The organism is Ralstonia sp. ASV6 (assembly GCF_016429285.1).
Taxonomy (GTDB): domain Bacteria; phylum Pseudomonadota; class Gammaproteobacteria; order Burkholderiales; family Burkholderiaceae; genus Ralstonia; species Ralstonia flaminis.
In genome coordinates this window covers 1-26,794 of record NZ_JAELUI010000078.1, presented here as the reverse complement: position 1 = coordinate 26,794, position 26,794 = coordinate 1, and the positions used below count along the sequence as shown (strand labels likewise).

Below are 26,794 nucleotides of genomic sequence, written 5' to 3'. Positions count from 1 at the left end.
CGGGCTCACGCGTGCGCTGGGCATCGAATATGCGGCGCGCGGTATCCGGGTGAATTCGATCTCGCCGGGGCTGATCCTCACGCCGATTGCCGAGGCCGGCTTTGCCGCCGCCCCCGATCCTGAAGCCGAACGCCGCCGCCAGGCTGAACTGCTGCCCTGCAAGCGCATCGGCGAGCCCGAAGAGGTGGCCTACACCGCGCTATTCCTTGCCTCTGACGAGGCGCGCTTTATTAACGCGACCGACATCCTGATCGATGGCGGCCGCTCGCAGCTCTATCACGAATGACCTGGACAACCCACCTTCCGCTGATCGCCATCCTGCGCGGCATCCGACCCGACGAGGTGCTTGCGCATACGCAGGCGCTGGTCGATGCGGGTTTTGATGCGATCGAGATTCCGCTCAACTCGCCCGATTGGGCGCAGAGCGTGCAACTGGCGGCGCGCGCCTTCGGTGACCACGCGCTGATCGGTGCCGGCACCGTGCTCAAGCCGGCCGACGTTGCGTTGATGGCGGCGGCCGGCGGCAAGCTGGTCGTCACCCCCAACACGAATGCGGATGTCATCCGCGCGGCCGCTGCACGCCAACTCGCCACGTGCATCGGCTGCATGACGGCCACCGAAGCCTTTGCCGCACTCGATGCAGGTGCCGAGGCGTTGAAGATCTTCCCCGCTGGCGCGCTGGGCCCTGGCTACGTGCGCGCACTCAAGGCCGTGCTGCCGCCCGAGGTGCCGGTGTTCGCCGTCGGCGGCATCACGCCGGAGAACCTCGCCGACTACCTTGCCGCCGGGTGCATCGGCGCCGGGCTCGGCAGCGATCTCTATCGCCCCGGCCAGTCCGTCGAGCGCACCGCTGAGCGCGCCCACGCCTTCGTCGCCGCTTACCGCTCCGTCCAATCCGACCGCACCGCCTAATCGCACCATCGATCCATGAAAATCACTCGCCTGACCACGTATCGTCTGCCTCCGCGCTGGATGTTCCTGAAAGTCGAAACCGACGAGGGCGTCACGGGCTGGGGCGAGCCCGTCATTGAAGGCCGTGCGCGCACGGTGGAAGCGGCGGTGCATGAACTGTCCGACTACCTCATCGGCCAAGACCCGAGCCGCATCAACGACCTCTGGCAGACCATGTACCGCGCTGGCTTCTACCGCGGCGGGCCGATCCTGATGAGCGCCATCGCCGGCATCGACCAGGCGCTGTGGGACATCAAGGGCAAGGTACTGGGCGTGCCGGTGTACGAACTGCTCGGCGGCCTCGTGCGCGACAAGATGCGTACCTATAGCTGGGTCGGCGGTGATCGCCCGGCCGATGTCATTGCCGGCATGAAGGCACTACAGGCCGGTGGTTTCGACCACTTCAAGCTCAACGGCTGCGAGGAGATGGGCATCATCGACACCGCCCGCGCGGTGGATGCGGCGGTGGCGAAGGTGGCGGAAATCCGCTCCGCCTTCGGCAACACGGTTGAGTTCGGGCTGGACTTCCACGGCCGTGTTTCTGCGCCGATGGCCAAGGTGCTCATCAAGGAATTGGAGCCGTACCGCCCGCTCTTCATCGAAGAACCCGTGCTGGCCGAGCAGGCCGAGAGCTACGCTCGCCTGGCCGCCCACACCCATCTGCCGATCGCTGCTGGCGAGCGCATGTTCTCGCGCTTCGACTTCAAGCGCGTGCTGGAAGCGGGCGGCGTGTCCATCCTGCAGCCCGATCTGTCGCACGCCGGCGGCATTACCGAATGCCTGAAGATCGCCGGAATGGCCGAGGCCTACGATGTGGCGCTAGCGCCGCACTGCCCACTTGGGCCCATCGCACTGGCCGCCTGCCTGCATATCGATTTCGTGAGCTGGAACGCCACGTTGCAGGAGCAGAGCATGGGCATCCACTACAACAAGGGCGCCGAATTGCTCGATTACGTGCGCAACAAGGCCGATTTTGCGCTGGAAGGCGGCTTTATCCGCCCGCCGCGCCTGCCCGGATTGGGCGTGGATATTGACGAAGCGCTGGTCATCGAGCGCAGCAAGGAGGCGCCCGACTGGCGCAACCCAGTGTGGCGCCACGCCGACGGTTCCATCGCGGAGTGGTAAGCCGGGCGCGGGAGGAAGGGCAGGGGCGGCTGCAGCCGGTTGCAACCATCGAAAACCGACCCAGCGGGGACATCCCCGTCTGGTAAAATCGCGGTTTTCCCGCCTTCTGCCCGCAGGTTCGCATGACCGCTCCCGCACTCCACTCGAATACCAACCAGCCCACCCAATTGATGGCCAACGCCATCCGCGTGCTTGCCATGGACGCCGTTCAGCAAGCCAATTCGGGCCACCCCGGCGCGCCGATGGGCATGGCGGACATCGCCGTGGCACTGTGGAGCCGCCACCTGCGCCACAACCCGCTGAACCCGCGCTGGCCCGATCGCGACCGCTTCGTGCTGTCGAATGGTCACGGCTCGATGCTGATCTATGCGCTGCTGCATCTGACCGGCTACGACCTGCCGATGTCGGAACTGAAGAACTTCCGCCAACTGCACAGCAAGACCGCCGGCCACCCGGAATACGGCATCACGCCGGGTGTGGAGACCACCACCGGCCCGCTGGGCCAGGGCCTCACCAACGCCGTCGGCATGGCGCTGGCCGAACGCCTGCTGGGCCAGGAGTTCAACCGCCCGGGCTTCGACATCGTCAACCATCACACCTACGTCTTCCTGGGCGACGGCTGCCTGATGGAAGGCATCAGCCATGAGGCCTGCTCGCTGGCCGGCACGCTGGGCCTGAACAAGCTGATCGCGCTGTGGGACGACAACGGCATCTCGATCGACGGCGATGTCGTCCACTGGTTCAACGACGACACCCCCAAGCGCTTCGAAGCCTACGGCTGGAACGTGATCCGCGCCGTGGACGGCCATAACGTGGCCGCTGTCGACGCCGCCATCGCCGAAGCCAAGAAGTCGAGCAAGCCGACGCTGATCTGCTGCCGCACCGTGATCGGCAAGGGCGCGCCCAACAAGGAAGGCGGCCACGACGTGCACGGCGCTCCGCTGGGCGGCGTGGAAATCGCTGCCGCGCGCGAAGCGCTGGCTTGGCCGCACGCTCCGTTTGAAGTGCCGCAGGCCGTGTACGACGCATGGGATGCGAAGGGCCAGGGCCAAGCCTTGGAGAAGGCCTGGAACGCGCTGTTCGATGCCTACTCCGAGCGCCACCCGGCCGAAGCCGAGCAGTTCGAGCGCCGCATGCGCGGTGAGCTGCCGGCCAACTTCGAGAAGGCCGTCGCCGAGTTCGTTGAAAAGTGCGAACTGAAGGCCGAGACCATCGCCACCCGCAAGGCCAGCCAGAACACGCTGGAAGCCTACGGCCCGGTGCTGGGCGAACTGCTGGGCGGCTCGGCCGACCTGACCGGTTCGAACCTGACAAACTGGAGCGGCAGCAAGGCCGTGCGCGTGGATGCCTGGGGCAACCACATCAACTATGGCGTGCGCGAGTTCGGCATGAGCGCCATCATGAACGGCATCGCGCTGCACGGCGGCTACATCCCCTACGGCGGCACGTTCCTGACGTTCTCCGACTACAGCCGCAACGCACTGCGCATGGCCGCGCTGATGAAGATCCGCTCGATCTTCGTCTTCACGCACGACTCCATCGGCCTGGGTGAAGACGGTCCGACGCACCAGTCGATCGAACACGTCGCCAGCCTGCGCCTGATCCCGAACATGGATGTGTGGCGCACCGCCGACACCACCGAAACCGCTGTCGCCTGGGCAGCCGCCATTGAGCGCCAGAACGGCCCGAGCTGCCTGATCTTCAGCCGCCAGAACCTGCCGTTCCAGGCACGCAACCCGGCGACGCGCGAGGCCATCGCCCGCGGCGGCTACGTGCTGCGCGATGCTGCCAACGGCAAGCCGGACGTGGTCATCATCGCCACCGGCTCGGAAGTTGGCCTGGCCGTTGGCGCGGCAGACCAACTGGCTGCCGAAGGTATCCACGCGCGCGTGGTGTCGATTCCCGCCACCACGGTGTTCGACAAGCAAGATGCTGCCTACAAGGCCAGCGTGCTGCCGGCCGGCGTGCCGCGCATTGCGGTGGAGGCGGGCGTGACCGACTTCTGGTGGAAGTACCAGGTGCAGGCGGTGGTCGGTATTGACACGTTTGGTGAGTCGGCCCCGGCGGGCGTGCTGTTCAAGCACTTCGGCTTCACCGTCGAGAACGTGGCCAACACGGCCAAGAGTGTGATCGCCTAACTGAATTTGCGCGCGCGGCACCCATGAGGTGCCGCGCTGGTTTTTATCGCATCATCGATTTCATTTCTGCTATCAGGAGACTGACCATGACCATCAAGATCGGCATCAACGGCTTCGGCCGCATCGGACGCATGGTGTTCCGCGCCGCCATCGCCAACTTCAAGGACATCGAAGTCGTTGCCATCAACGACCTGCTCGAGCCCGACTACTTGGCATACATGCTCAAGTACGACTCGGTGCACGGCCGCTTTGACGGTGAAGTCTCGGTCGATGGCAACACGCTCGTCGTCAATGGCAAGAAGATCCGCCTGACCGCGGTGAAGGACCCGGCCGAGCTGAAGTGGGGCGAAGTCGGTGCTGACGTGGTGATCGAGTCGACCGGCATCTTCCTGACCAAGGAAGGCGCACAGAAGCACATCGACGCGGGCGCCAAGAAGGTGATCATGTCGGCCCCGTCGAAGGACGACACCCCGATGTTCGTGTTCGGCGTGAACCACGAATCGTACAAGGGCGAAGCGATCATCTCGAACGCCTCGTGCACGACCAACTGCCTGGCGCCGGTTGCCAAGGTGCTGAACGACAAGTGGGGTATCAAGCGCGGCCTGATGACCACGGTGCACGCCGCCACCGCGACGCAAAAGACCGTTGACGGCCCGTCCAACAAGGACTGGCGCGGCGGCCGCGGCATCCTGGAAAACATCATTCCGTCGTCGACCGGCGCTGCCAAGGCCGTGGGCGTGGTGATTCCGCAGCTCAACAAGAAGCTGACCGGCATGTCGTTCCGCGTGCCGACCTCCGACGTGTCGGTGGTCGACCTGACCGTCGAACTGGAAAGCGCTGCCACGTACGCTGAAATCTGTGCCGAAATGAAGGCACAGAGCCAAGGCGCGCTGAAGGGCGTGCTGGGCTATACGGAAGACAAGGTTGTTGCGACCGACTTCCGCGGTGATGCGCGCACCTCGATCTTCGACGCTGAAGCCGGTATCGCACTGGACGGCACCTTCATCAAGGTGGTGAGCTGGTACGACAACGAGTGGGGCTACTCGAACAAGTGCCTGGAAATGGCACGCGTGGTTGCCAAGTAATCAGCACTTTGTGGCACCGGAAACGCGCCACTGACGTGTTCATGATGCAAGCCAGTTAATTTGACTGGTGCTTCATGCAAAGGCGGCATGATGGGCTTTCGAGCCTGCCATGCCGCCTTTGTTATAGAGCGAAACGAAAACGTTTGCGTAGACGCAAATTTACGGCACAAGCCGCCGGAATTCGCTTTGAAAATTGGGTCGTGTTCCGTACACTGAACAAATACTACATTGTGATGTGGCGGCTATTTGCGCCCCATCTGGCCGTTGCACCTGCAACGTTTGCCATTTCAGCTTTCCAACGTGTCTGAGCCAAGGCGTCCCATGGTCAACGTCGATACCAAGCTGTTGGTGATTTTTGTCGAGCTGCTCAGCAAGCGGAACGCCACGTACGTGGCTGAAAAGATGCACATGACCGCGCCTGCGGTGTCGCATTCGCTGGGCCGCCTGCGCGAGATCTTCGACGATCCTCTCTTTATTCGCGTCCCGCATGGCCTGACGCCAACACCCAAGGCGCTCGAGCTCGGTCCCAAGGTGCGCGAGATGCTCGACTTGTGGGCGGCCATCAACGAAGGCGATATCGCCACGTTCGATCCGGCGGAGGCCACGGGGGCGTTCAACGTCAGCTTTGCCGGTACGCTGGGCGATGCGTTGTTCGACCGCTTCCTGCTGCGCATCAAGCGCCTGGCACCGGGCCTGCAGGTGCGCCTGACCGAATCGTCCTCATGGGAAGCCGACGTGGCCGCCATGCGCGCCAACGAGCTGGACCTGGCGTTCTCGCCGTTCCCCACGCGCCACCCGGAGATCATGGAAGAGGTCGTGACCTCTTTCAACATGTGGGTCTGCGCACGCAAGGACCACCCGATCCTCGCTGAGCGCTGCACGCTCGAGCAGTACCTCGAGTGCGAGCACATCTTCATCGCGCAGGGCAGCCCGGGCAACCGCGTGGCACCGTCGCTCATTCCGCTGGACTACGCGCTGCAGCAGCGCGGCCTGAAGCGCAACTCCACCATGACCGTGCACGGCTGGCGCACCCAGGCCGAGGTCGCGAGCCAGACCGACATGATCTTCACGGTCAACTCGCTGATGAAGGATCTGGTGTGCGATGCGTACAACCTGAACGCCTTCCCGTTGCCGTCCGAGCTTGAAACCGTGCTGGGCCTGAACATGCTGTGGCACCGTAGCCGCAACACGCATCCGATGCTGGTGTGGGCGCGTCACCTGTTCAAACAAGTGGTGGCCGAGTACACCGGTCAGGCATTGGGCGCACCCGCGCACTCACCGCTGCAGGCGGATGAGTCAAGCAAGAGCGGTAAGGGCGATGCCGAAAAGGAGGGCGAGACGCGGCTGTCCGTCTGACATCCGCTGTGTTCCCGCCCCAATGAAAAACGGCCGCTGACAACGCGGCCGTTCTCTATTGTGGCGGCGCTTCAACGCTTCGGGCGATGCGGGCAGGGCTCTTTCGTGCAATTGCCGTAGAGCGACAGCGCGTGCTCCTGCAGCGCAAAGCCGCGCGCCCGGGCGATGCTTTGCTGACGTTGTTCGATCTCGGCGTCAAAGAATTCTTCCACGCGGCCGCAATCGAGGCACACGAGGTGATCGTGATGCTTGCCCTCGTTGAGTTCGTAGATGGCCTTGCCGGACTCGAAGTTGTTACGTGACAGCAGCCCGGCTTGTTCGAACTGGGTCAGCACACGGTAGACCGTGGCCAAGCCAATATCCATATGCTCGGCGAGCAGGATGCGGTACACGTCTTCAGCGCTCATGTGGCGCTCTTCGCTGGTCTGAAAGATCTCGAGGATCTTCAACCGCGGCACCGTGGCTTTCAGACCGATATTCTTGAGGTCTGCAGGACTCGGCATGCGCCAGGCTCCCTAGAGTACAATGTTCGGATATTTCAATCATAAGGGTTTTGGCGGCAAAAGTCCTATTGGACGGGCTGAACAGGCATATGGAATGTGCCCGGGCCGTCGCCATCCCCCACGTACCGGGCCCGCCCCGGGACCGTTTCAAGGCCGATCGCTCATGACCTTTTCCGTTGCGCGCAGTCCTGTCCGTTTTGCCACCATCGCTGCCCGTCGCGGCGGCCTCGTACTGGGTGCCATGCTTGCCGCATCGGCATTGCTGACCGGATGCGGGACCTACGACAGCACCACGCGCAAGATCGCCAATGCCATCACGCCGTATCGCATCGACATCGTGCAGGGCAACTTTGTGTCGCGCGAACAAGCCGCGCAGCTCAAGCAGGGCATGACGCGTGACCAGGTGCGCTTCGTGCTCGGTACGCCGCTGCTGACGGACATGTTCCACGCCAACCGCTGGGACTACGTCTTCTCGTTCAAGCGCGGCAACACGAACGTTGTGCAGGAACGCAAGCTGACGCTGTGGTTTGACGGCGATCGTCTGGCCAAATGGGTAGGCGCCGATGATCTGCCGTCCGAGACCGAGCTGATTGCCGAGATCGACGGCATCAAACGCCCGAAGAAGGATGCCGCTGAGGCCGCCGCCGCTGCGGGTGCCGCACCGGCAGCACGCGCGCCGTCAATCCCGTCGGCTGAAGTGAGTGATCGCGTGCAGTCGACCACCGGCGCCAAAAACACCGTGGACATGACGCTACCGGAGCGCCGCACCGGTGGTGGTGGCACTGACGCCGCCGTTCCGCCGCCGGCCACCCCGTCGCAGTGACGCCCCGAAGGGCGGATTAGCCGAACCGGCAACCCATCTTCAAGCGAGCGGCGGACTGGTTCCGCCGCTTGTCCGTTGTACAGACCGCTTTCCATTTTGCTTCGACCGACATGAAAATCGCGATTGCAGGCGCCTCGGGCCGCATGGGCCAGATGCTGATCGACACCGTATTGCGTACCCCGGGTGCAACGCTGGCTGCGGTACTCGACCGTCCCGGCAGCGAAGCCGTGGGCCAGGACGCCGGCGCCAAGCTGGGTAAAACCACGGGTGTGATCGTGACCGATGACGTGCGCGCAGGGTTGTCGCAAGCCGACGTGCTGATCGATTTCACGCGCCCGGATGCAACGATCAACCACCTGAACATCGCACGTGAGTTGGGCACGGGGGTGGTGATCGGCACAACCGGCTTTACGGCTGAACAGAAGGCCAGCTTCAAGACCTACGGCGAGTCGATCGGCGTAGTCTGGGCGCCCAACATGAGCGTAGGCGTGAATGCGACCTTCAAGCTGATCGAGTTGGCCGCCAAGATCCTGGCGCAAGGCTACGACGTCGAGATCATCGAAGCGCACCACAAGCACAAGATCGACGCGCCGTCGGGCACTGCGCTCAAACTGGGCGAGATCGTTGCCGAGGCGCAGGGCACCAAGCTGGCCGACCGTGCGGTCTATGCACGCGAAGGCGAGACCGGCCCGCGTGAGCTCGGCACCATCGGTTTTGCCACCGTGCGCGGCGGCGACATCGTGGGCGACCACACCGTGCTGTTTGCCGGCGACGGCGAGCGCATCGAGATCACGCATCGCTCCAACACGCGCCAGTCGTACGCAGAGGGCGCCGTGCGTGCGGCAGTGTTCCTGGCCGGCAAGAAGGGCTTGTACGACATGAACGACGTGCTCGGCCTGTAAGTTCGGTGCTAAAAAAGGGCTGCCGGCGGGCCTGTCCGGCGCCTTTTTGCCGCGTTGTCATCGCCCGGATAGGGTGGGAGGCGACGGTATAATCGGGCCCTTCTCGCGAATTTTCGTCATTCAATCCGGCTGCGCACGTTGATGCTGCGGCTGCAATCGTCCGGGACGCCGGGCGACCCATCACCATGCAAGACAAATACTCCCCGTCCGACGTCGAACAGCAAGCGCAGCAACACTGGCAGTTGCAAGACGCCTACCGCGTGACCGAACACGCGCGCGCCGCCGACGGCTCGGACAAGCCCAAGTTCTACGCCTGCTCGATGCTGCCGTATCCGTCGGGCAAGCTGCACATGGGCCACGTGCGCAACTACACGATCAATGACGTGATGACGCGGCAGCTGCGCATGAAGGGGTACAACGTGCTGATGCCGATGGGCTGGGACGCCTTCGGCATGCCGGCGGAAAACGCGGCGCTCAACAACGGCGTGGCACCCGCCGCCTGGACGTACGACAACATCGCTTACATGAAGAAGCAGATGCAGTCGATGGGCCTGGCGATCGACTGGTCGCGGGAGGTTGCCACCTGCAACCCCGACTACTACCGCTGGAACCAGTGGCTGTTCCTGAAGATGCTCGAGAAAGGCATCGCCTACCGCAAGACCGGCACCGTGAACTGGGACCCGGTCGACCAGACCGTGCTCGCCAACGAACAGGTGATCGACGGGCGCGGCTGGCGCTCGGGCGCGGTGGTGGAAAAGCGCGAGATCCCGATGTACTACCTGCGCATCACCGAGTATGCGGAGGAACTGCTGTCCGACTTGAACCCGCTGGGCTGGCCCGAGCGCGTCAAGCTGATGCAGCAGAACTGGATCGGCAAGAGCGAGGGCGTGCGCTTTGCGTTCCCGCACAGCATTCCCGGTGACGATGGCAAGGTGATCAACGACGGCAAGCTGTACGTCTTCACCACGCGCGCCGACACCATCATGGGCGTGACCTTCTGCGCTGTAGCTGCCGAGCACCCGATTGCCACGCACGCCGCGCAGACCAACCCGGCGCTCGCCGCGTTCATCGAAGAATGCAAGCATGGCAGCGTGATGGAAGCCGACATGGCGACCATGGAAAAGAAGGGCATGCCGACCGGCTTGACCGTCACGCATCCGCTCACGGGCGAATCCGTGCCGGTATGGGTCGGCAACTACGTATTGATGAGCTACGGCGACGGCGCCGTGATGGGTGTGCCGTCGCACGACGAGCGCGACTTCGCCTTCGCCAACAAGTACGACCTGCCGATCAAGCAAGTGGTTGACGTGAAGGGCCAGCCCTACGACACGACGACCTGGGCCGAGTGGTACGGCGACAAGGAACACGGCGTGCTGGTCCACAGCGGCAAATACGACGGTCTGAACTACAAGCAAGCCGTCGATGCCGTGGCCGCCGACCTGGCCGCCAAGAACCTCGGCGAAAAGAAAACCACCTGGCGCCTGCGCGACTGGGGCATCTCGCGCCAGCGCTACTGGGGCACGCCGATCCCGCTGATCCACTGCGACAGCTGCGGCGTTGTGCCGGTGCCCGAGCAAGACCTGCCCGTGCGTCTGCCCGAAGACCTCGTGCCGGACGGCACCGGCAACCCGCTCGCCAAAGACCCGCGCTTCCTGGAATGCACATGCCCGTCGTGCGGCAAGCCCGCGCGCCGCGAAACCGACACGATGGATACCTTCATCGATTCGTGCTGGTACTACATGCGCTATACGTGCCCGGACGGCGCCAGCATGGTCGACGCCCGCAACGATTACTGGATGCCGATGGATCAGTACATCGGCGGCATCGAGCACGCGATCCTGCACCTGCTGTACGCACGCTTCTGGACCAAGGTCATGCGTGATCTGGGCCTGGTCAAGTTCGACGAGCCGTTCACCAACCTGCTCACGCAGGGCATGGTGCTCAACGAGACGTACTACCGTGAAGACGCCTCGGGCAAGAAGCAGTGGATCAACCCGGCGGACGTGGACGTGCAGACCGACGAACGCGGTCGCCCGGTAGGCGCCACGCTCAAGGCTGACGGCCAGCCGGTGGTGATCGGCGGCGTGGAGAAGATGTCGAAGTCGAAGAACAACGGCATCGACCCGCAGGCTCTGATCGACCAGTACGGCGCTGATACCGCACGCCTGTTCACCATGTTTGCCGCGCCGCCCGAGCAGCAGCTCGAATGGAACGACGCTGGCGTGGAAGGCGCCTCGCGCTTCCTGCGTCGTCTGTGGAACTTCGGTGTCGCGCACGGCGATGCGATTCGCTCCGGCCACGGCAATGGTGTGGTCGCTGGTGCGACAGATGCCGACCGCGCGCTGCGCCGCGAGCTGTACACCGTGCTCAAGCAAGCCAACTACGACTACGAGCGCCTGCAGTACAACACCGTCGTCTCGGCGACGATGAAAATGCTCAACGCGCTGGAAGGCGCCAAGGACGCCGGTGCCGATGCCCGCCGCGAGGGCCTGGGCATCCTGCTGCGCGTGCTGTACCCGGTGGTGCCGCACATTACCCACGTGCTGTGGGCGGAACTGGGCTACGCCAGCGTCTATGGCGATCTGCTCGACGCGCCGTGGCCGCAGGTCGATGAAGGCGCGCTGGTGCAGAGCGAGATCGAACTGGTGCTGCAGGTCAACGGCAAGGTGCGCGGCAGCATCGTCGTGCCGGCCGATGCCGACCGTGCAGCCATCGAGGCCATCGCCGCCAAGGATGAAGCGGTCCAGAAGTTTGCTGAAGGCAAACCGCCCAAGAAGATCATCGTGGTGCCCGGCCGTCTGGTGAACGTGGTGGCCTGATTGGCCGCCTCCCTCAAGGAACGCATGGTTATGTCGTTGTCCCGCAGTCTGTCCCGCCGTCGATTTGGCCGCGCTGTCGTCGCCCTGGCTGTTGCGCTGCCGGCGCTGTCCGCCTGCGGTTTCCACATCCGCGGGAATACCGACTTCGCCTTCAAGCGGCTGTACATCAACCTGCCACAGAACTCGCAGATGCGCGTGCAGTTGCGCCGGCTGATCGACAACGGCTCCGACACCGTCATCGTGTCGGACAAGAAGGACGCCGACGCGTTGCTCGACGTGCTGGCCGAAGACCGCGTGAAGACCATTTCGTCGCTCACGCCGCAGGGCGTGGTGCGTGAGTACCGCATCACGTATCGCTTCCGCTTCCAGTTGCGTGATGCGCACGACAACATGCTGATTCCGCCGTCGGAGATCACGCAGTTCCGCGATCTGTCGTACAACGAGACGCAGGTGCTGGCCAAGGACTACGAAGAAGCCGCGCTCTATCGCGACATGCAGGGCGACACGATCAACCAGCTCGTGCGGCGACTGGCTGCCGTGAAGCTGCCGTCGTAAGCGGCGGACACTCCGGTCATGCAACTGCGGCTCGATGCGCTCGAAGGGCACCTCAAACAGGCCAGTACCAAGGGTTTGGCGCCGCTGTATGTGGTGCACGGTGACGAGCACCTGCTCGTGCTGGAAGCCATCGATGCGTTGCGTCAAGCCGCGCGTGCCCAAGGCTTTACCGAGCGTGACGTGATGAGCGTCGAGCGCGGCTTTTCGTGGTCGCGTGTGACCGAGGCGCAGCAGTCGATGTCGCTCTTCGGCGACCGCAAGATTGTCGAGCTGCGTATTCCCTCCGGCAAGCCGGGCAAGGACGGCGGGGAGGTGCTGCGTGCACTGGCTGCGGGCACGCCCTCCGGCCCTGCGACCGACACCATCACCCTGATTACGCTGCCGCGCCTGGACTTTGCGACGGCCAAGTCGGCATGGTTTGCTGCGCTGGAAGGCGCGGGGGTATCGATCAAGGTCGATTCCGTGGACCGCACCAAGCTGCCTGGCTGGATTGGCGAGCGCCTTGCCCGCCAGCAGCAACGCGTGGAACCCGGCGAGCCCGGCCGACGTGCCCTGCAGTTCATTGCGGACCGCGTGGAAGGCAACCTGCTGGCAGCGCACCAGGAAATCCAGAAGCTCAGCCTGCTGCATCCGCCGGGTGTGCTGACGTTCGACGATGTGCACGATGCGGTGCTCAACGTGGCGCGTTATGACGTGTTCAAGCTGTCCGAAGCCATGCTGGCCGGCGATGTGCCGCGCCTCGTGCGCATGCTCGAAGGCTTGCGCGGCGAGGGCGAAGCCACGGTGCTGGTGCTCTGGACGTTGACCGAAGAAATTCGCGTATTATCAAAAATCGCCTCGGGCGTGGCCCAGGGCAAGCCGGCGGCTTCGATGCTGCGCGAGCTGCGGGTCTGGGGCGCACGCGAACGGCTGGTGCCGCAGGCGGCACAGCGGCTATCGCAGCGTGAGCTGGAAGGCGCGCTCTCCATGGCGGCCAAGCTGGACCGGCAGGTCAAGGGCTTGCGAGAGCCATCGCTGCCAGCCGAACCCTGGGATGGCCTGCTGCAACTGGCGATGCGTATCGCGCGGCCCGGTAGTCTCCCGGTGACAGCCTGATACGCACCCGCACCCGCATCGAATAGTCCTCTCATTGAATTCGCCGGCGCATTGGCCGGCCGCGATCATCATGAAGCAGCTCGACGTGAACGAATACATGGCCCTGGTCGGCCGTCAGGCGCGTGCCGCCTCGCGCGGCATGGCCCGTGCCGGTACCGCGCAAAAGAACCGTGCATTGCTGCACATCGCCGCCGCCATCCGCCGCGATGCCGCCAAGCTCAAAGAGATCAACGCCCGCGACGTCGAGCGTGCCCGCGCCAACGGCCAGGACGCCGCTTTTATCGACCGTCTGACACTCACCGACCGCGCCATCGCCACCATGGCCGCCGGCCTTGAGCAGATCGCCGCGCTGGCGGACCCGATTGGCGAGATCAGCAACATGAAATTCCGCCCGACCGGCATCCAGGTCGGTCAGATGCGCGTGCCGCTGGGCGTGATCGGCATCATCTACGAGTCTCGGCCGAACGTGACGGTGGATGCGGCGGCGCTGTGCATCAAGTCGGGCAACGCGACCATCCTGCGTGGCGGCTCGGAAGCGATCGAGTCGAACGGCGCGTTGGCTGCGCTCATCGAAGAAGGGCTGGCGGATGCCGGCCTGCCGGCCAACGCTGTGCAAGTGGTGGCCACCACGGATCGCGCCGCAGTCGGCAAGCTCATCACCATGACGGAATTCGTCGATGTGATCGTGCCGCGCGGTGGCAAGAGCCTGATTGCGCGCCTGATGGAAGAAGCGCGCGTGCCGATGATCAAGCACCTGGACGGCATCTGCCACGTCTACATCGATGCCGATGCCGACATCGAGAAGGCCGTGCGCGTGTGCGATAACGCCAAGACGCAACGCTATGCGCCGTGCAACACGATGGAGACGCTGCTTGTGTCGCGCGACATTGCCGCGCGTGCGTTGCCGCCGCTGGTCAAGATCTATCAGGACAAGGGTGTTGAACTGCGCGTCTGCCCGGCCACGCGTGCCACGCTGGAGGCCGCCGGCTTCGGCAACCTGAAGGACGCGGTTGAAGCCGACTGGCACACCGAATACCTCGCACCGATCCTGTCGATCCGCACGGTGGATGGCCTGGACGCCGCCATCGAGCACATCAACACGTACGGCTCGGCGCACACCGATTCGATCATCACCGAGAACTATTCGACCGGCATGCGCTTCCTGCGCGAGGTCGATTCGGCCAGCGTGATGATCAACGCGTCCACGCGTTTTGCCGATGGCTTTGAGTACGGCCTGGGCGCCGAGATCGGCATCTCCAACGACAAGCTGCACGCACGCGGGCCGGTCGGGCTGGAGGGGCTGACCTCGCTCAAGTACGTCGTGTTCGGGCACGGCGAGATTCGCACCTAATTTGGCACTACCACCAGCGCGCCGCCACGAGCGGCGCGCATTGCTTCTAACGAGAACAACATGCTCTGGGTCAAAGCCTTTCACATCGTCTTTGTCGCATCGTGGTTTGCTGGGCTGTTTTACCTGCCACGCATCTTCGTCAACTTGGCGATGGAAACCGAGCGTGCGGCCATCACGCGCCTGCTTGTCATGGCGCGCAAGCTGTTCCGCTTTTCGACCATGCTGGCGATTGTGGCGATTCTCCTGGGCTTGTGGTTGCTGCTCGGTTATCGCATCGGGCTGACGCCGCCCAATGGCTGGATGCACGCCAAGATGGCGCTGGTGCTGGTAGCGATTGGTTACCACCATGGCTGCGGCGTGCTGCTGCGCAAATTCGAGGCGGGCGCCAACAAGCGCTCGCATACCTTCTACCGCTGGTTCAATGAACTGCCGGTGGTGCTGTTGCTGGCGATCACGATCCTGGTGGTCGTGAAGCCGTTCTGATTTTTTTTGGTTTTCCGATGGCAACTGCATACTTCGCGCCGTGCCCGCGTGGGCTGGAACAGGCGCTGGCCGATGAACTGGCCGAGATCTCCATCCGCCCCGAGGTGGATGAGCTGGCTGCGTTTGAAGTGGGCCGCACCGTACCGGGCGGCGTGCACTTCTTCGGCACGCAGGGTGCGGCGTATGCCGTCAACCTGCACAGTCGCATCGCCAGCCGGGTGCTGATGCGCCTCGCTTCGCGCGGCTATCGCTCGGAAGACGACATCTACGCGTTGGCCGCCGCGCAGCGCTGGGAAGACTACTTCACGCCCGACGAGATGATCCGCGTGGACGTGACCGCGCACAAATCGCCGCTGCAGAGCCTCAAGTTCGTCGGCCTGCGGGTGAAGGACGGCGTTTGCGACCGCTTCCGCCAGCGCACCGGCGCGCGCCCCAGCGTTGATACCGTCTCGCCCGACGTGCGCATCTATGCGTACCTGACCGAGACCGACTGCACGATCTATCTCGATACCACCGGCGAGCCGCTCTTCAAGCGCGGCTGGCGTGAAGAGAAGGGCGAAGCGCCGCTGAAGGAAAACCTCGCGGCGGGTATTCTGCGCCTGACCGGCTGGACGGGCGCTCACGGCGAGCCGTTCTATGACCCGATGTGCGGCAGCGGCACGTTCCTTGTTGAAGCTGCGCAACGCGCGCTGGGCATGGCCCCCGGCAGCAAGCGCGCTTTCGCCTGTGAGTGGCTGCAAGACCATGACGCCAAATGCTTCAAGCGCTTGCGCGAAGCGGCTGCCGATGCGGCTAGCGCTTCCATGCGCCGTGCGCCGCCACTGGTGGCCGGCGCCGATATCTCCACCGACATGCTGGCTTACGCCCACGCCAACTGGCAGCGTGCCGGTCTGCCCGGCGAGCCGCTGCTCAAGCAGGTCGATGCGCGCTTCGGCAAGCCGCCGTTCGAGGCCGCCGGCGTGTTGCTGATGAACCCGCCGTATGGTGAACGTATCGCCGTGCGTGGCGCGCAGGGATCGCGCCGCCGCCGGCCCGAAGGCGAGGGCGAGGAAGACGGCACCGTGTTTGAACGCGCCAGCCGTGCCATGGGTGCTCCACGCGACGACACCCGTCGCCCGATGCGCGAGCAGCGCCAGCCCGAGCCGCCTCCGCCGGTCGATCCGGTGGAAGAGGCGGCCGCCAACGAGTTTGCCCAGGCCTTTGCGGGCACGCTCAAGCGCGAGTTCTCCGGCTGGAAGGCGTTCGTCTTTACGGGCGATCTTTCGATGCCGAGCCGCATGCGGTTGAAAGAATCGCAGCGTACGCCGCTCTATAACGGCAACATCGAGTGCCGCCTGTTCCGCTTCGAGATGGTGAAGGGGGGGATGCGCGATCGCCCCGAACGCGCTACAAAGGGCGACCCTGCTTCGGGTTCCGAAAACGACAACGCCGACGCGTAAGCATCGGCGTTGTACGAAAGGCCGCCGGCAGAATCAGGTGGCCTGCTGATGCTCTTGGAATTGCTCCATCCACCCCGCCAACTGGTCTGGTGTGAGTTGCGTCAGGTGATCAACCAAGCGCAGCTTGACGGTGGCGCCGTCGCGCTCGGCCTTGATCGACCCGCCTTTGCTGTCAAGCCACAACAGGTAAGCCAGCCACTTGGCATGCGCTTCCGACACCTTGTGCGTTGACGCAGTGTCCAGGAATTCCGTCAACGTGGTGAGGTCGGTGACCACCGCTACATCGCCACCGGCCGGCGAGACTTTGCCTTGCAGCACGTCGGTCAGCACGTCCAATGCCTGCGCAACAGGTGCGCTGTCGAACCGCGACGACAGGTCTTGATAAATCTGCCGCACCGCGTGGCTCAGCTCACCGGTGCGCAGGCTTTCCTCGCTGACAAGCTCGGTGTAATCCTTGACTGCCCAATCCGGTTGTTCCATGGCGTGCAGCCCGACGGCCGCCGCCGCGTGCAGGTAGTCGTTGACTGCGCTGAACGACGGCAGCCCTGACACCGCCAGATACAGCGTCTGCAGTGCGCCGATGCGATGCGTGAGCGTCTGGCTCTGGCGCACGGTCATCTTCTCGCGCAACAGGGCATCGCGCTCGCGGCGCAGGTCGGAAAACTCCAGTGCCTGTTTCAGTTCCACGCGCAGCGCGGTGATGTCCCACGGCTTCTTGATGTAGCGATGGATCTGCCCCTGGTTGACGGCTTCCACCGTATCTTCGATTTCCGAGTACGCCGTGGTCAGGATGCGCACCAGGTGCGGATAGCGCTCGCGTGCATAGCGCAGCAACTCGTTGCCGAGCTCACCGGGCATGCGCTGGTCCGACACGAGCACGCCCAGGGTGGCGGCGTGCTGGTCAAGCATGCGCTTGCCTTCTTCAACCGAGGTGGCGGTGACGACCGGCGCCAGTGAACCGATGGCACGGCCGAAGTAAGTCAGCGCCAATGTCTCGTCGTCCACGTACAGGATCTTGGGCGGGTTAGTGGGCGTGTGGCCCCCGGGATTGGTCATCCATCACTCCTCATAGCAAATACGGTAAATGCGCAGATCATGTTCGGCGTGGTTCGTGTGCGTATCGTTGATGGTGTCATGGGAACGTCAGAGTCACGCGCGTGCCTGCGCTGGGTGCAGAGTCAATCGCAATCGCTCCCCCGAACGATTGCATGATTCGCGTACAAAAAATCATGCCCATGCCGTTGCCGCCTTCTTCGGCGCGCGTCGTCACGGGGTCGATGGTCAGCCGCTTGAGGACGTCCGGGGCAATGCCCGGGCCGTTGTCTTCGATGCGGATCATGTGGCGCACACCGCTGGCTTCCGGCACGCTGTGGGCAATGATCTCCAAGCGTGGCACGTCGGTGCGCCGCAGTGCATGCAACGCATTGCTCGTCAGCGAAGACAGCACCAGCATCACGCAGTTGGGCAATGTGACGATCGGGAAGTCTTGCTCCACGCGATACGACACCCACTCCCGTTGCGCACCCGTGAACGGGTACGTGTCGAACAGTGAGCGGATCAGCCCGCTGGCGCTGTTGGGCGTGGCCGCCGTGCCGGGCTTGCCGTAGGTGTTGCGCACCGAGTTCAGGAACGAGGCGATCACCGACAGGCAGTAGCGCGCGTTGTCCTGCACGCGGTCTGCCGCACGGCCGATTTCTGGCAGCGCTTCCGGCACAAACTCGGTCTGGTCCACGCGCATGCGGATGCCGCGCGCGAAGTTGGAGATGGCTGCCAGCGGTGTGTTCAGCTCGTGCGCGAGAAAGGCGAGCGTCTCGTCGATTGCCATCAGGCGCTGTGTGCGCAGCAGACGGTCCTGGCGCAGCGCCAGCGCCTCCTGCAACGAGCGTCGTACGTCTTCCGGCTTGTAGGGCTTCTCCAGGATCTTGAACACGCGACCGGTGTTGACGGCCTGGATCAGCAGATCCTTGTCGGCATAGGCGGTGACGAGGATGGTGGCGATGTCGCCGTACTCCGCATCAATGAAGCGCAGCAGTTCCGTGCCGTTGCCGCCGGGCATGCGAAAGTCCGTCAGCACCACGCTGATGCGCTCGTGCGCGTCGCGCAGCACAGCCTTGGCTTCCTCCACGCTATTGGCCGTCAGCACCTCGTAGCCGTCGCCGATGGTGCGGGCGAACCACTTGCAGGCCTGCAGCTCGTCGTCGACGTAGAGGATGGTGACGGTGTCCGGCGTGATGTCCATGATGCGTCCTACTCCGAGCGCGGCAGATCGAACGTGAAGCGTGCCCATTCGCCTTCCTGACTCGTCACGGCAAGCGTGCCGCCGTGGCGCTGGATCACGCTGTAGCTGATCGACAGCCCCAGCCCCAGGCCCTTGCCGACTTCGCGCGTGGTGAAGAATGGTTCGAACACGCGCGAGAGATTCTTCTCGGAGATGCCCGGGCCGTTGTCTGTCACGACCACGTGCAACCGGCCGTTGATCCATTCGGCTGCAATTTCGATGCGCGGGTTTTCGCGCTGCACCTTGTGCATGGCCAGCGCCGCGTTCGACAGCAGGTTGATCAACACGCCGATGATGGCCGCTTCGTCACCGCGCACCAGCGTATCGGGCGGCAGCCTGCGTTCGACCGACACACCGCGCAGTTCGTGGCTCGTCAGGCGGATGGCCGAATCGATGGCCTTTTCCGCCAGGAAGGGCGAATCGGCTTCGCCTTTCTCGGGGCTGCGGTAGGCGAAGGTCTTCAGGTCCGAGACGATATGTTGCACGCGCTGCATACCTTCCTTGGCGTCGGTCAGGCATTCGAGCAGCATGGGGCTGTCCTTGGCGGTCGGGTCTTCCTGCGCCACGGCAATGGCCATCAGGCAGAAGTTGACCGGGTTGTTGATCTCGTGCAGCAAGCCAGCAGATAGCGTGCCGATGGCGGCCATCTTTTCCTGCTGCAGGAGCTGGCCCTTGATCTCAACGAGGCTGCTGTTGGTGCTCTCAAGCTGGCTGTTCTTGTCGGCCACTTCCTCTTTGAGCTTGAAGAGTTCAAACCGGCTGCGCTCATTGAAGTAGGTGCAGAAGACGCCCAGCGTGGAAGTGAAGATGAGGAACTGGGAGTTCACGAAGAACGTGCTGCCGGCCACGCTGGCCGGATCATGTGCCAGGCAGGCCACGAGATACAGCGTATAGGTGATGACCCCGAAACCGATGGTCTGCTTGGTGTTGAATGGCAGCACGCTGCCTGCCGCAAAGACAGCCAGGTGCAGGCCGGTTGCGTAGATCGAGTGGGCGCCCTCCGTGACGGAGATCATCCACGCGATCATGATCTGCGGGAAGCACAGCCAGAGCAGGGTCAGATACGAGAGCCGCTGTCTTCCCCATCGCGTTGGCAGGATCAGATAGACGACGAAGATCAGGAACGAGACAAAGACGCGTGCAAAGAAGAACGGCTTGAGACTGCCGGGGTAGGTGTTGTAGTCCAGCCCTGCGCCCATCAGCACCAGCACGATACCGACCAGCGCCGTGGTCCGGCTGAATGACAGTCGGAAGCCTTCTCGCTCGGCGCGGTAGAACGCGCTCTTCAGGGGATCACTTGCGCGCTCGGTCATCTAGATCACCGTTGCCTCGCAGAACACGTTGACACCGGTGGTGTCGACGTAGGCCTTGATGTCCCGGCACGCGTCGTCCGGGAAGGTGGCTGAGAGCTGTTGTTCATCCCGGTAGATCAGATACCACTCGAGCAGGTGCTCCATCGTGAAGAGCCGCTCGGGGTTGTTCGAGTGCACGTTGGTCGCCAGGATGCGTCCACCCGGACGTGTGCGCGTCGTGAAATAGGTCAGCAATCGATTGCAGACCTTGTCCGAGATGTAGTCGAACAGCCCCGCACAATAGACGGCATCGCAGTCGCGGACTTCCTCGGCCCTGCGCGCGGGGCGCTTGATGAGTTCATGCACCGACTGGTGAACGAACTCAGCCTGCAGCGTGGTCCCTCCTTGCCGGGCTGCTTCGGTCAGCCGGGCCTTCGCGTAGTCCAGCGTCTCCTGGCTGAAATCGATCAGCTCGAACTCAAGCAGATGCGGTTCTTCGAACTCCCGCAGGAAGCGCTGGATTTCCACCGCCGGGCCGCAACCAAGATTCATGACGCGGTATGTGCGCCCCTCGGCCTTGGCCTGCATCGCGAGCTTCTTGAGGAAATCGACCAGGATGTCGATGCGGTTTCTGTGCGCCTGCGCAACCTGCGCCTTCAGGAACGTAACGTTGATGATCTGGAAGTACGTGCTCGGTCCTTCCTGCGGGTCACCCAGAATCTGGTTGACCATCTCATAGTCACCCGCGTAGCCCAATGGCTTGGTGAACGTGCGGTAAACAAACGGCGAGCGCAGCAGCAGCGGATGCAGCGCGGTCTGTGCGAAGGCGCGGTGGGAGGGCGCAAGGCTGGCTTCGATGCCGGAGGCCTCCGTCTCCAGGATGTCCAGGTAGTGCTTGACCCGGAGCATCACCGGCTCGGCCAGCTCCATGAAGACATCGGTGCGCAGCTTGTTGTCTTCGCGTGGCAAGGACTTGGACAAATCGACTTGCTCGACCCAGCGCGAGACCTCGGCCAGGAAGGCGCGCATCTCGTTGATGACGATCTGGTACTCGCGCTGGATGCGGAAGCGTTCCTGCCAATCCCGCACGAACGTTCGCGCTTCTTCGCCGACAGAAGCGGGCGTGTCGGCCACCTCCGACAGCTCACGCCATTCGTCGATCAGCGTGAGCGAGACGACAGCGGTCAGGCCGGTGTTGACCAGACTGATCACCACCGCCTTGCCGAGGTAGACCTGACGCGTACCGATCTTGATCGCCAGGTCGGAGAGGACCTCGCTCACCTGCACGATCGAGTACGGGTTGTAGATCTCCATCACCAGGGCGCGCCGCTGCAGCGTAATGATGGTGCCGCGGACCTGCTGACCCTGGGAGTTGCGGAAGCTGACCGCCGGATCGATTTGGTTGGGTGAGTACACGGTGCGAATTTGCCGGAGACTTCAGGGAAAACGTCTGCCAAGCGGGACGCTCACTCCAACAACCGCGCGCCCGGGCCCGCACTGCAATTTCGGGCACAGCGAACACAGCACCACCGCAGCAAGAGACCGCCGGGCATGCCATCGCATCAGTCGTGAAAGCGTGCTTGAAGCCGTCCGCTGGCCGCGCCTACCGCGCGTCGGCCTGGGGCGTCTCTCGCCCAAACCCGCTTCGAGAAGATCAGAGAGGGCGACCTGCCATTGCGAAAGCGATCATGCTTGCGCAACCTGCAGATCAACAGCGTGGCAACGGGAATCGTGCGACCGCAAACAGACTGGAACGATGCACTCCCCTGACATCCGCGATACGCGCTGAATTGGCGCGCGGCCCGCTGCTGCATCCCAAATCGTCTCTCAAGGAGAATCCCGCACAGTAATACTTTCGGAGCACCGGACCATACGTTGCCTGCCGACGCTCTCGCATCGCCATGATGCCGCAGCACTGCCACGGTTGCATCAGGGTGATTGCACCGGCGCATGCTCTGACGTCATGGGTGCCGGGTGATTCAAACGATTGTACTTGCCCAATGTGGCCCACACAATGTGGATTCCCGCAGTGCAGCACAAATCAGAATGTGGCGTTTTCAGCGCGGCTTGCGGCCGGTGAGCGCGTCCGGATCCTGCTTGTAGTTGGCGAGAAACTGGGTATAGCTATAGACCTGTGCGGGCAGCAGATGGCTGGGCATGTCGAACAGCGCGTAGTAGTACGGTTCGCGCCCCTGGCACACCTCGGCGGGCAAGCAGTACTCCCTCCAATCTACGCAGGCTGGCGTGTACATGCCGTCACCGGGCCAGAAGAATGGGACGATCTGCTTGTTGTGCAAGCCTTTGAGCAGTTCGTCGGGCGCGTCGTAGGCCTCGGCGTTTTCCAGGTGCGTGAGCATGCTCGCGTTGGTCTCGATGACCATGAGCGTGGCGCGCCCATCAGCGGTGAGCAGCAGCACGCCGGCCGGATGCGGATACAGGTAATACTCGATGAAACGGTAGCGCGCAGACAGCTCGCGCACGAGCTGCGTGACCGCCGGGTCCGACAGGAAACTGAACGAGTGGCGCGACAGCAATTCGCGCAGCGTGCTCGACAGACTGCTGAAGTAGCGCATCTGCAGCGCTTCGATCTCGGCACCCAGGCGCTCGGCCATGGCTGGGTGATCCTTCTTGATGTAGCGGTCGATCAGCCCGTCGTTGAAACCCTGCACGGCGATGTTCTCGTCGGCCATACCGGTGAGTAGGATCGTCATGCACGGCAGCTCTTTGAGCTTGGCGCAGAACTCCAGCCCGTTCATGCGCGGCATGGAGTAGTCCACCACGATCACCGAGGGCTGCAGGAACCGATTCACTTCGTGGATCTGGCGGTAGACGCGGTCGACGTCAAGCTGGATAGTGCGGCGCTCGCTGGAGAAGGTGAGATCGTCGTGCGTCACGCGCACGGGCAGGAAGCCCGGCATGCGCAGCGAATGCCACTGGCGCAGCCACGCCAGCGCCTCGTCCGGGTCGTTGAAGGCCAGCATTGCCCGCGACGGGTCCATCTGGAACCCGAGGCTTTCCACGAACGACTGGCTGTCGTCGACCACCACAGTCAGGGTCGGATGGAAATAGACCGGCAGGGCGCTGTCCTGTTGCATACGTCGGGATGGCTGGAAAGAGGGCTGAAAAAAGGGAAAGAAGGGCAAACGAGGCAGCGCCGGCTGGTGTGGCCCGCGCTGCCCGTTAGCACTAAGTTACTGCCTGCCGCCACCGGGGGCAAGCGGAACGGGGGTGAACTGCTGCCGCAAACTGAGGGCGGGTTGATGGCAGTCAGCGTACGGTCTTACTCCACAGATTTCACCATGTCTTCCACCACCTTCTTGGCGTCGCCGAACACCATCATCGTCTTGTCCATATAGAACAGCTCGTTGTCGAGCCCGGCGTAGCCGGCGTTCATGGAGCGCTTGTTCACGATGATGGTCTTGGCCTTATAGGCTTCCAGGATCGGCATGCCGGCAATGGGCGACTTCGGATCGTTCTTGGCCGCCGGGTTGACCACGTCGTTGGCGCCCAGCACCAGCACCACGTCGGCCTGGCCGAACTCGCCGTTGATGTCTTCCATTTCAAACACCTGGTCGTACGGCACTTCAGCCTCGGCCAGCAGCACGTTCATGTGGCCCGGCATGCGCCCCGCGACCGGGTGGATGGCGTATTTGACCGTCACGCCCTTGTCCGACAGCTTTTCGGTCAGTTCCTTCAGGGCGTGCTGCGCGCGTGCCACGGCCAGGCCGTAGCCTGGGACGATGATGACCGTCTCGGCGTTGCCCATCAGGAAAGCAGCATCATCCGGCGAGCCCGACTTGACCGGACGCTGTTGCCCGCCACCAGCGGCCGCAGCGCCGGCGGAAGCCTCCGAGCCGAAGCCGCCCAGGATCACGTTGAAGAACGACCGGTTCATCGCGCGGCACATGATGTAAGACAGAATCGCACCGGATGAACCGACCAGCGAGCCCGCAATGATCAGCATCGGGTTGTTGAGCGAGAAGCCAATGCCTGCCGCCGCCCAGCCCGAGTACGAGTTCAGCATCGATACCACCACCGGCATGTCAGCGCCGCCGATGGGGATGATGATCAGCACGCCCAGCACGAAAGCGATGGCCGTCATGATGACGAACGGCAGCCAGCTCTGCGTCAGGAAGAACAGGATGCCGAAGCCCAGCATGGCCACGGCCAGCAGCAGGTTCAGCATGTGCTGGCCGGCAAACTGCACCGGCGCACCCTGAAACAGCCGGAACCTGTACTTGCCCGACAGCTTTCCGAAGGCGATCACCGAGCCCGAGAACGTGATGGCGCCCACGAACGTGCCGATGAACAGCTCCACGCGGTTGCCCAGCGGCAGCACGTTGTCGCCGGCCATCGTGATGCCGAAGGCCGACGGTTCAGCCACGGCCGCTACGGCAATACACACCGCCGCCAGACCGATCAGCGAGTGCATGGCGGCCACGAGTTCCGGCATCTTGGTCATCTCGACCGTGCGTGCCACGTAAGCGCCGATGCCGCCGCCGACCACCAGGCCGGTAAAGATGAGGATGAAGCCCGTGGACGAGCCGCTCTCGGTGCCGGCAAACATCTCCGCCTTGAGCTTGTAGATGAGCGCGAGGGTCGTAACAGCGGCGATGGCCATGCCTGTCATGCCGAACGCATTACCGCGCCGCGCCGTGGTCGGATGTGAGAGCCCCTTGAGCGCCTGGATGAAGCAGACCGACGCCAGCAGATACAGCAGGGTGACGAGGTTCATGCTCATTGCTTGGTCTCCCCGCTTGTGCCATTAGCGCCAGCTTTGGCCTTCGGCTCTTTCTTCTTGAACATCTCCAGCATGCGCTGGGTGACCAGGAAGCCGCCAAACACGTTGACTGCTGCCAGCGCCACCGCCACCACGCCCATCGTGCGGCCCAGCCCCGTCTGCGTCAGGCCCGCCGCCAGCATGGCGCCGACGATGATGATGGCCGAGATGGCGTTGGTCACGGCCATCAGCGGCGTATGCAGCGCCGGTGTGACGGTCCAGACCACGTGGTAGCCGACGTAGATCGCCAGCACGAAGATGATCAGGTTGATCACCGTGTGATTGACCAGCTCCATGAGTGCTCCTCCTCGCTTCTTGGTCGATGTGCCGAGCAGCCCCGCGTTGGTTGTTCTACGGGGCCGCCTTGGCGCGTCAGATGTCCTTGATGGCCTTGATCTTGTTGCCCTCGCCCAGCAGCACGACCTTGGGCTTGTAGCTGGCGACTTCTTCTTCGTTCATCGGTGCGTAGGTGCAGATGATGAGCAGGTCGCCCACGTGTGCACGGCGCGCGGCGGCCCCGTTGAGCGAGATCTCGCCCGAGCCGCGCTTGCCCTTGATGATGTAGGTCGAGAAGCGTTCGCCGTTGTTGACGTTGTACAGCTCGATCTTTTCGTACTCGCGCATGTCGGCGGCGTCGAGGAGATCCTCGTCGATGCCGCACGAGCCTTCGTAGTCCAGATCGGCCTGGGTGACCGTCGCGCGGTGCAGCTTGGCGCGAAGCATGTTGCGTTGCATGAAGCTTTCCTTGAAACAGAGATGACTGAAACCAAAGCGCCACACGCGGCGGGGCGGGTGTTGCTGCGCCTGCCGCGGTCTCCTTTGTTATTTGGCGGTGCTCGTGGCAGCGGGAGCACGCACCACCTGGCCGGCCTGACTGAGCAGGCAGGCGGCTACGATGTCGTCTTCGAGGTTGATGGCGAGGCCACCATCCTTGTCGATGATCAGCTTGAGGAAATCCAGCACGTTGCGCGCATAGAGGGCGGAGGCATCGGCCGCCACCATCGACGCGAGGTTGGTATAGCCCACCAGCGTGACGCCGTGCTTGACGACCACGCGATCGGCTTCCGTCAGCGGGCAGTTGCCGCCTTGCGCTGCCGCCAGGTCGACCACCACCGAACCCGGCTTCATCGCCTGCACGGTGGCTTCGGACAGCAGCGTCGGCGCGCGGCGGCCCGGGATCAGCGCGGTGGTGATGACGATGTCGGCCTGGCTTGCGCGCGTGTGCACCAGCTCAGCCTGACGGCGCATCCAGTCCGGTGGCATTGGGCGGGCATAGCCGCCCACGCCTTGCGCGATCTCGCGTTCTTCGTCCGTCAGGAACGGCACGTCGAGGAATTTGGCACCCAGCGATTCGATCTGCTCCTTCACTGCGGGGCGCACGTCCGAGGCTTCGATCACGGCGCCCAGGCGCTTGGCCGTGGCAATCGCCTGCAGACCCGCCACACCTGCCCCGAGGATCAGCACGCGCGCGGCTTTGACGGTGCCCGCGGCGGTCATCAGCATCGGCATGAAGCGCTGATAGTGGTTCGCGGCCACCATCACAGCCTTGTAGCCGGCGATGTTGGCCTGCGAGGAGAGCACGTCCATGCTTTGCGCGCGCGTGGTGCGCGGCGCAGCCTCCAGCGCGAAGGCTGTGATGTTTGCTGCGGCCAGGCGTGCGGTGTTCTCGTCGTCAAACGGGTTGAGCATGCCGATCAGCACCGCGCCCGCTTGCATCTGCGCAAGCTCTGCGGGTTCGGGCGAGCGCACCTTGAGCACGATCTGCGCGCCCAGTGCCTGCGCTGCGGTGCCGATCTTGGCGCCGACGGCCGCGTAAGCC

Annotated in this window: 24 protein-coding genes; 14 read left to right on the top strand and 10 right to left on the bottom strand. The window is 63.7% G+C overall.

What is annotated here, in order from left to right; all coding sequences use genetic code 11:
* The 6 genes from JHD73_RS16270 to JHD73_RS16245 all read left to right on the top strand — a co-directional run.
* The coding region (locus JHD73_RS16270; protein ID WP_199031303.1) for an SDR family oxidoreductase at positions 1-286 on the top strand (286 nt) is incomplete at its 5' end.
* Entirely contained in the window at positions 283-912 is a 630-nt protein-coding gene (locus JHD73_RS16265) for a 2-dehydro-3-deoxy-6-phosphogalactonate aldolase (RefSeq protein ID WP_199031302.1), read from the top strand. The genes JHD73_RS16270 and JHD73_RS16265, both read left to right, overlap by 4 nt.
* A 15-nt stretch (positions 913-927) precedes the next feature.
* Positions 928-2,076, top strand: coding sequence for a galactonate dehydratase (gene dgoD / locus JHD73_RS16260; protein ID WP_199031301.1), 1,149 nt, complete (start codon positions 928-930; stop codon positions 2,074-2,076).
* Positions 2,077-2,198: 122 nt separating this feature from the next.
* On the top strand, positions 2,199-4,214 hold the full coding sequence (gene tkt, locus JHD73_RS16255) for a transketolase (RefSeq protein ID WP_199031300.1): 2,016 nt from the start codon (positions 2,199-2,201) through the stop codon (positions 4,212-4,214).
* Positions 4,215-4,300: 86 nt separating this feature from the next.
* Entirely contained in the window at positions 4,301-5,299 is a 999-nt protein-coding gene (gap, locus tag JHD73_RS16250) for a type I glyceraldehyde-3-phosphate dehydrogenase (RefSeq protein WP_199031299.1), read from the top strand.
* 321 nt (positions 5,300-5,620) lie between these two features.
* Positions 5,621-6,655 (top strand): LysR family transcriptional regulator, encoded by a 1,035-nt coding sequence (locus tag JHD73_RS16245; protein ID WP_199031298.1) that lies wholly within the window; start codon positions 5,621-5,623, stop codon positions 6,653-6,655.
* 71 nt (positions 6,656-6,726) lie between these two features.
* Here the strand turns inward: JHD73_RS16245 and fur are convergent, their stop codons facing one another.
* On the bottom strand, positions 6,727-7,158 hold the full coding sequence (fur, locus tag JHD73_RS16240) for a ferric iron uptake transcriptional regulator (RefSeq protein WP_021196003.1): 432 nt from the start codon (positions 7,156-7,158) through the stop codon (positions 6,727-6,729).
* Positions 7,159-7,321: 163 nt separating this feature from the next.
* Here fur and JHD73_RS16235 point away from each other — a divergent pair, with 163 nt between their 5' ends.
* From JHD73_RS16235 to JHD73_RS16200, 8 genes are all read left to right on the top strand, one after another.
* Positions 7,322-7,981 carry an outer membrane protein assembly factor BamE gene (locus JHD73_RS16235; protein ID WP_199031297.1) on the top strand — a complete coding sequence of 220 codons (660 nt, stop codon included), beginning with the start codon at positions 7,322-7,324 and terminating at the stop codon, positions 7,979-7,981.
* A 110-nt stretch (positions 7,982-8,091) separates the two neighbouring features.
* Entirely contained in the window at positions 8,092-8,883 is a 792-nt protein-coding gene (gene dapB / locus JHD73_RS16230; protein ID WP_199031296.1) for a 4-hydroxy-tetrahydrodipicolinate reductase, read from the top strand.
* 185 nt (positions 8,884-9,068) lie between these two features.
* Complete coding sequence (gene leuS, locus JHD73_RS16225) at positions 9,069-11,702, top strand: leucine--tRNA ligase (protein ID WP_199031295.1); 2,634 nt, start codon at positions 9,069-9,071, stop codon at positions 11,700-11,702.
* A gap of 30 nt (positions 11,703-11,732) precedes the next feature.
* The gene (gene lptE, locus JHD73_RS16220) at positions 11,733-12,257 is read left to right on the top strand and encodes an LPS assembly lipoprotein LptE (RefSeq protein WP_199031294.1); all 525 of its coding nucleotides are present in this window, start codon (positions 11,733-11,735) and stop codon (positions 12,255-12,257) included.
* An 18-nt stretch (positions 12,258-12,275) separates the two neighbouring features.
* On the top strand, positions 12,276-13,352 hold the full coding sequence (holA, locus tag JHD73_RS16215) for a DNA polymerase III subunit delta (RefSeq protein ID WP_199031293.1): 1,077 nt from the start codon (positions 12,276-12,278) through the stop codon (positions 13,350-13,352).
* A 70-nt stretch (positions 13,353-13,422) separates the two neighbouring features.
* A complete protein-coding gene (locus JHD73_RS16210) occupies positions 13,423-14,703 on the top strand; it encodes a glutamate-5-semialdehyde dehydrogenase (RefSeq protein ID WP_199031292.1) in 1,281 nt (426 codons plus the stop codon).
* Positions 14,704-14,763: 60 nt separating this feature from the next.
* Positions 14,764-15,186, top strand: coding sequence for a CopD family protein (locus tag JHD73_RS16205; protein WP_199031291.1), 423 nt, complete (start codon positions 14,764-14,766; stop codon positions 15,184-15,186).
* A gap of 17 nt (positions 15,187-15,203) precedes the next feature.
* Positions 15,204-16,625 carry a class I SAM-dependent RNA methyltransferase gene (locus tag JHD73_RS16200; RefSeq protein ID WP_199031290.1) on the top strand — a complete coding sequence of 474 codons (1,422 nt, stop codon included), beginning with the start codon at positions 15,204-15,206 and terminating at the stop codon, positions 16,623-16,625.
* A gap of 33 nt (positions 16,626-16,658) precedes the next feature.
* Here the strand turns inward: JHD73_RS16200 and JHD73_RS16195 are convergent, their stop codons facing one another.
* From JHD73_RS16195 to JHD73_RS16155, 9 genes are all read right to left on the bottom strand, one after another.
* Entirely contained in the window at positions 16,659-17,681 is a 1,023-nt protein-coding gene (locus tag JHD73_RS16195) for a response regulator (RefSeq protein ID WP_199031289.1), read from the bottom strand.
* Between the two features lie 76 nt (positions 17,682-17,757).
* A complete protein-coding gene (gene phcR / locus JHD73_RS16190) occupies positions 17,758-18,864 on the bottom strand; it encodes a two-component system hybrid sensor histidine kinase/response regulator PhcR (RefSeq protein WP_199031288.1) in 1,107 nt (368 codons plus the stop codon).
* Positions 18,865-18,872: 8 nt separating this feature from the next.
* The gene (locus tag JHD73_RS16185; RefSeq protein ID WP_199031287.1) at positions 18,873-20,216 is read right to left on the bottom strand and encodes a sensor histidine kinase; all 1,344 of its coding nucleotides are present in this window, start codon (positions 20,214-20,216) and stop codon (positions 18,873-18,875) included.
* On the bottom strand, positions 20,217-21,611 hold the full coding sequence (locus JHD73_RS16180; protein WP_199031286.1) for a class I SAM-dependent methyltransferase: 1,395 nt from the start codon (positions 21,609-21,611) through the stop codon (positions 20,217-20,219).
* A gap of 641 nt (positions 21,612-22,252) precedes the next feature.
* Positions 22,253-23,290, bottom strand: a complete 1,038-nt coding sequence (locus JHD73_RS16175; RefSeq protein WP_199031285.1) for a response regulator — start codon at positions 23,288-23,290, stop codon at positions 22,253-22,255.
* A 185-nt stretch (positions 23,291-23,475) separates the two neighbouring features.
* Positions 23,476-24,936 (bottom strand): NAD(P)(+) transhydrogenase (Re/Si-specific) subunit beta, encoded by a 1,461-nt coding sequence (locus tag JHD73_RS16170; protein ID WP_199031284.1) that lies wholly within the window; start codon positions 24,934-24,936, stop codon positions 23,476-23,478.
* A complete protein-coding gene (locus JHD73_RS16165) occupies positions 24,933-25,271 on the bottom strand; it encodes an NAD(P) transhydrogenase subunit alpha (protein WP_199031283.1) in 339 nt (112 codons plus the stop codon). Before JHD73_RS16165 ends, JHD73_RS16170 begins: the two co-directional genes overlap by 4 nt.
* 76 nt (positions 25,272-25,347) lie before the next feature.
* Entirely contained in the window at positions 25,348-25,710 is a 363-nt protein-coding gene (panD, locus tag JHD73_RS16160) for an aspartate 1-decarboxylase (protein WP_199031282.1), read from the bottom strand.
* 87 nt (positions 25,711-25,797) lie between these two features.
* A partial coding sequence (locus tag JHD73_RS16155) for an NAD(P) transhydrogenase subunit alpha (protein ID WP_199031281.1) occupies positions 25,798-26,794 on the bottom strand: 997 nt, incomplete at its 5' end.